Here is a 4488-nt window from a genome sequence, read left to right on the forward strand (position 1 = left end):
TTTTTATGAGTTTTTAAAAAGGGATAGAGATTTTCTGCCGGTCTTCGGGTTTTCAGAAAAATCTGCCCGCTCCCATGTTTTTGCGTTGTCGGAAATAGCAGTTTCATGTAAAAGGTGACTTTAATTCACATGTTTAACTGTCTTTGCTTAGACCTCTGCTTTTACTGAATTAGTGATCGTTCCGGCCGGGCATTTTCATTGTTGCGCAGGCTTTTCCGGCTTGCATTTGTTTAAACGACACTGAGAGCAAGCCGATGTTGGCACCGTTTCTGATTATGTTGCGTGAGGGGCTGGAAGCTGCTCTTCTCACCAGTATTATTGCGTCTTATCTGAACAAGACCGGACGCTCATCTTATATGCCTGCCGTCTGGATCGGCATATTTCTGGCTATTGCGCTGTCCTTTTTGGCGGGTGCTGCCTTGCAGATCATCAGCGCTGAATTTCCGCAAAAAATGCAGGAATTGTTCGAGGCCATTGTCGGCTTTGTCGCGGTGATCGTGCTGATGTCGATGGTGTTGTGGATGAAGAAAGCCGCACGCTCCCTCAAAGATGAATTGCAGCATTCCGTCGAACATGCACTTGCCGCGAAATCGGCGACTTGGGCCCTGATTGGCATGGTGTTTTTTGCCGTAGCGCGTGAGGGGCTGGAATCCGTGTTCTTCCTGCTGGCGATTTTTCAGCAGAGCGAAGGCTATGCGGCACCGCTCGGTGCTTTTTTGGGCGTAGCTGTTTCTGTCGTGCTCGGCATGATGATTTATCAGGGCGGGTTGCGCCTGAATTTACGGCTGTTTTTCCGCTGGACAGGCATTCTGATTATTTTCGTTGCTGCCGGTTTATTGTCCGGCTCACTTCGCAGCCTGCATGAGGCTGGCATCTGGAATTATTTGCAGGCACCGGCATGGGATCTGAGCCATGTGCTGCCGCTGTCTACACCGCTCGGCACATTGCTGTCCGGCCTGCTCGGCTATCACGATACACCGGCGATTGGCGAAGTGATTGCCTATTTTATCTTCCTGTTTGCGGCACTGGCCATTTATCTGCGGCCGGTACCTGCACAAAAAACCGCTGCTGCGTAAGAGGCTATGATGAGTAAGAATCCATCCGCACCTTCATCAGGCCTTATGAAACTGGCTGTTGCCGGTTCCGCTGTTTTGGCAGTGGCTGCAGGCGGGTTGTTTTATTATGCAACCATCACGAAAAACACGACAGGCAATGAAAAGCTGATTCCGATTGAGGTTGGTGCCAAAGCCTGCGATCCGATGAATCTGACCTTGCCGTCCGGCTTTCACAGTTTTGAAATCCACAACCGTTCCGACCGCCCTGTTGAATGGGAAATTCTCGACGGTGTGATGGTCGTAGAAGAGCGTGAAAATATTATCCCCGGCATGAAATCCGTGCTGCGTGCGCAGTTGCTGCCCGGTGAGTATGAGATTACCTGCGGTCTGCTTTCCAATCCGCGTGGCAAATTGACGGTAACGCCGTCCGAACATTCGAAAGCGGCTGTAGCGGCCAAGCCGGATATCCGCGCTTTCATTGGTATGCTCTCAGAATATAAAGTGTTTCTGGTTATGCAGAGCAATGCGGCGCTTAAAAATACGCAGGCATTGCAAGCAGCAATTGCCGCAGGCGATGTGCAGGCAGCGCGCACGGCATTCTCGCAGGCGCGTGAAGCCTATGAACGCACAGATGTGCTTTCCGGCCGTTTCTCCGATCTGGCGTCTAAGATTGATCCTCTCGCAAATTATCTGGAAAAACGCGAAGAAGATCCTGCATTTACCGGTTTCCATCGTATTGAATATGGTCTGTGGGCGCAGAACAGTACAGCAGGACTGGATATTTTTGCCAGTCAGTTGGCAACTGATCTGACAGAGCTGAAAGAGCGTCTGAAAACCACGAAACTGACACCGGATATGCTGCTGCGCAGTCTTGCAACCTATCTGAACCAGCAGGCTGAAGGTGCCGTTATTGCCGGTGATAATGCCTATTCGCATCTTGATCTGGCTGACCTGACGGCAAAACTCGACGGCGCAGAAAAAATTCTCACTTTGCTGAAACCGCTCAGTGAAAAACCGGCAGCGGGCGAAACACAAAATGCACTTTCTGCCTTACAGGATGTGCGACAGGAACTAACGACCTTATCGGCAGGGAATCCTGAGCGTTCCTATGCGGAAATTGATGACGCAGCCCGCCGCGCATTGGCGGAAAAAGTGAAAACACTCAGCCAGAAAATCACCGCACTGATGTCTGCAATCGGATTGGAGTAAGTGATGAAAAAGGAAGAGAACAAGCTCACTGCAAACCGCCGTAATGTCCTCAAAGGATTGGGGCTGGCCTTAGGCAGCACAATGACTGCGGGTTATGCGCAAGCTTCATCGGCTCCGGTTGAGCATCATGTGACCGATGCGCCGGTCGGCAGCAATGGTTTTCATCAGCGCCAGCCTTTTTATGGCATTCATCAGTCCGGCATCACCAATGCCCGTCCTGCCCATGGTTTGGTTGCGTCTTTCGATGTGCTGGTGAAAACACCGGATGATCTGGAGCGGTTGTTTCGTACTTTAACGCAGCGCATTGTTTTTCTCACGCAGGGCGGCACACCGCCGGAGCTTGATCCGAAACTGCCGCCTGCGGATTCCGGTATTATCGGCCCTGAAATCCGGCCGGATAACCTGACGATTACGGTAGGTCTTGGCGATAGCCTGTTTGAGCATCATCCGTGGCTAAAAGCCCATAAGCCGAAGCTTTTGCAGCGCATGACCAAGTTCCCGAATGATGCACTGGTGGCTGATCTCTGTCACGGCGATCTGTCGCTGCAATTTTGCGCGAATACGCCGGATACCAATATTCACGCTTTGCGCGATATTCTCAAAACCATGTCTGATCTGGTTTTCCTGCGCTGGAAACAGGAAGGCAATGTGCCGGTGATCCCGCCTTCGCCTTCCGGTGAGGTTGAAAGCGCACGCAATTTCTTAGGCTTCCGCGATGGTTCTGCCAATCCCGATGCCGGTGACAGTGCATTGATGAACCAGCTGGTCTGGGTAGGGGAAACCCATCAGGAGCCGGATTGGGCAGCCAATGGTTCCTATCAGGCAGTGCGTATTATCCGCAATTTTGTGGAGCGTTGGGATCGCACACCTTTGCAGGAGCAGGAACTGATTTTCGGGCGCAAGAAAATGTCCGGTGCGCCGATGGATGGCACCAAGGAAAGTCAGGTGCCGGACTATTCCAAAGACCCTGAAGGTAAAGTCACGCCGATGGATGCGCATATCCGTCTTGCCAATGACCGCACCCATGCCACGCAGAAAAATCTCATTCTGCGCCGCCCGTTCAACTATTCCAATGGTGTTACCAAGTCCGGTCAACTCGATCAGGGGCTGCTTTTCATTTGCTATCAGGCTGATCTGGAACAGGGCTTTATCACCGTGCAGCGCAAGCTCGATGGTGAGCCGCTGGAAGAATATATCAAGCCGGTCGGCGGCGGATATTTTTATATTTTACCGGGTGCGGTGGACGAGAAGGATTATCTCGGCAGCACTTTGGTTGAGGCCATCCGCAATCATCCGGATAACAAGGTTTAACCCACAACCGTTTGTAAGAACGGCTGCAACTCTAAAAACATGAAGCGTATCAGAAGGACGTCTGTAATGAAGTTTGGATCTTTACTTGCCGCCTCGGTACTTGCCTCCTGCCTGTCCTTTCAGGCTTTTGCGCAGGATACCACCTATGACCTCGTTGAGCCGCTGGCAGAATATAAAATTTATGTCAGTGAAAAAGTGCAGAAGCTGGAAGAAGACACCAAAGTCTTTACCGATGCTGTGAAAGCCGGTGATGTGGAAAAGGCAAAGTCGCTCTTTGCGCCAACCCGCCTGAGCTACGAAGCCATTGAGCCGATTGCGGAACTGTTCAGCGATCTGGACGTGGCAATTGACAGCCGCGCTGACGACTGGGAAAAGGCCGAGCAGGATCCGGGTTTCACGGGTTTCCACCGTATTGAATATGGTCTGTGGGAAAAGAACTCGACCGAAGAGCTGACACCGGTTGCTGATAAGCTGATGGCTGATGTGAGCGAGCTGAACAAGCGTATTGCTGATCTGACTTTCCCGCCGGAAAAAGTTGTCGGCGGTGCGGCAGTGCTGATGGAAGAAGTGGCGGCAACCAAAATTTCTGGGGAAGAAGACCGTTACAGCCACACTGATCTCTGGGATTTCAAAGGCAATTTTGACGGTTCCCGCAAGATTTTTGATCTGGTTCGTCCGCTGATTGAAGCGAAAGAAGCGGAATTCACCAAGAAAGTGGATGAAAACTTCAACACTGTTTCCCAGACACTTGATAAATACAAGGAAGGCGAAGGCTATCAGAGCTATGACAAGCTGACTGAAGCAGATCGCAAAGTGCTCTCCATTGCAGTGAATACGCTGGCGGAAGACCTGTCGACATTGCGCGGCAAGCTCGGTCTGAACTGATCTGAGTATTGTTTAAAAAACGCCCCCG

General features: G+C 51.4%; 4 protein-coding genes. All 4 read left to right on the forward strand.

The window, feature by feature from the left end; translation table 11 throughout:
* The first annotated feature begins 254 nt into the window (after nt 1-254).
* The 4 genes from efeU to efeO (A918_RS0115905) all read left to right on the forward strand — a co-directional run bounded on the left by efeU (nt 255) and on the right by efeO (A918_RS0115905) (nt 4460).
* Nucleotides 255-1076 (forward strand): iron uptake transporter permease EfeU, encoded by an 822-nt coding sequence (efeU, locus tag A918_RS0115890; RefSeq protein ID WP_022712009.1) that lies wholly within the window; start codon nt 255-257, stop codon nt 1074-1076.
* A 9-nt stretch (nt 1077-1085) separates the two neighbouring features.
* A complete protein-coding gene (gene efeO, locus A918_RS0115895) occupies nt 1086-2264 on the forward strand; it encodes an iron uptake system protein EfeO (RefSeq protein WP_022712010.1) in 1179 nt (392 codons plus the stop codon).
* A gap of 3 nt (nt 2265-2267) precedes the next feature.
* On the forward strand, nt 2268-3575 hold the full coding sequence (gene efeB, locus A918_RS0115900) for an iron uptake transporter deferrochelatase/peroxidase subunit (protein ID WP_022712011.1): 1308 nt from the start codon (nt 2268-2270) through the stop codon (nt 3573-3575).
* A gap of 66 nt (nt 3576-3641) precedes the next feature.
* Nucleotides 3642-4460: an iron uptake system protein EfeO gene (gene efeO, locus A918_RS0115905; protein WP_022712012.1), complete on the forward strand. Its 819-nt coding sequence runs from the start codon at nt 3642-3644 to the stop codon at nt 4458-4460.
* The last annotated feature ends 28 nt before the right edge of the window (nt 4461-4488 follow it).

The sequence above is a fragment of the Pseudochrobactrum sp. AO18b genome (assembly GCF_000409565.1).
In the GTDB taxonomy this organism is placed as follows: Bacteria; Pseudomonadota; Alphaproteobacteria; order Rhizobiales; family Rhizobiaceae; genus Pseudochrobactrum; species Pseudochrobactrum saccharolyticum.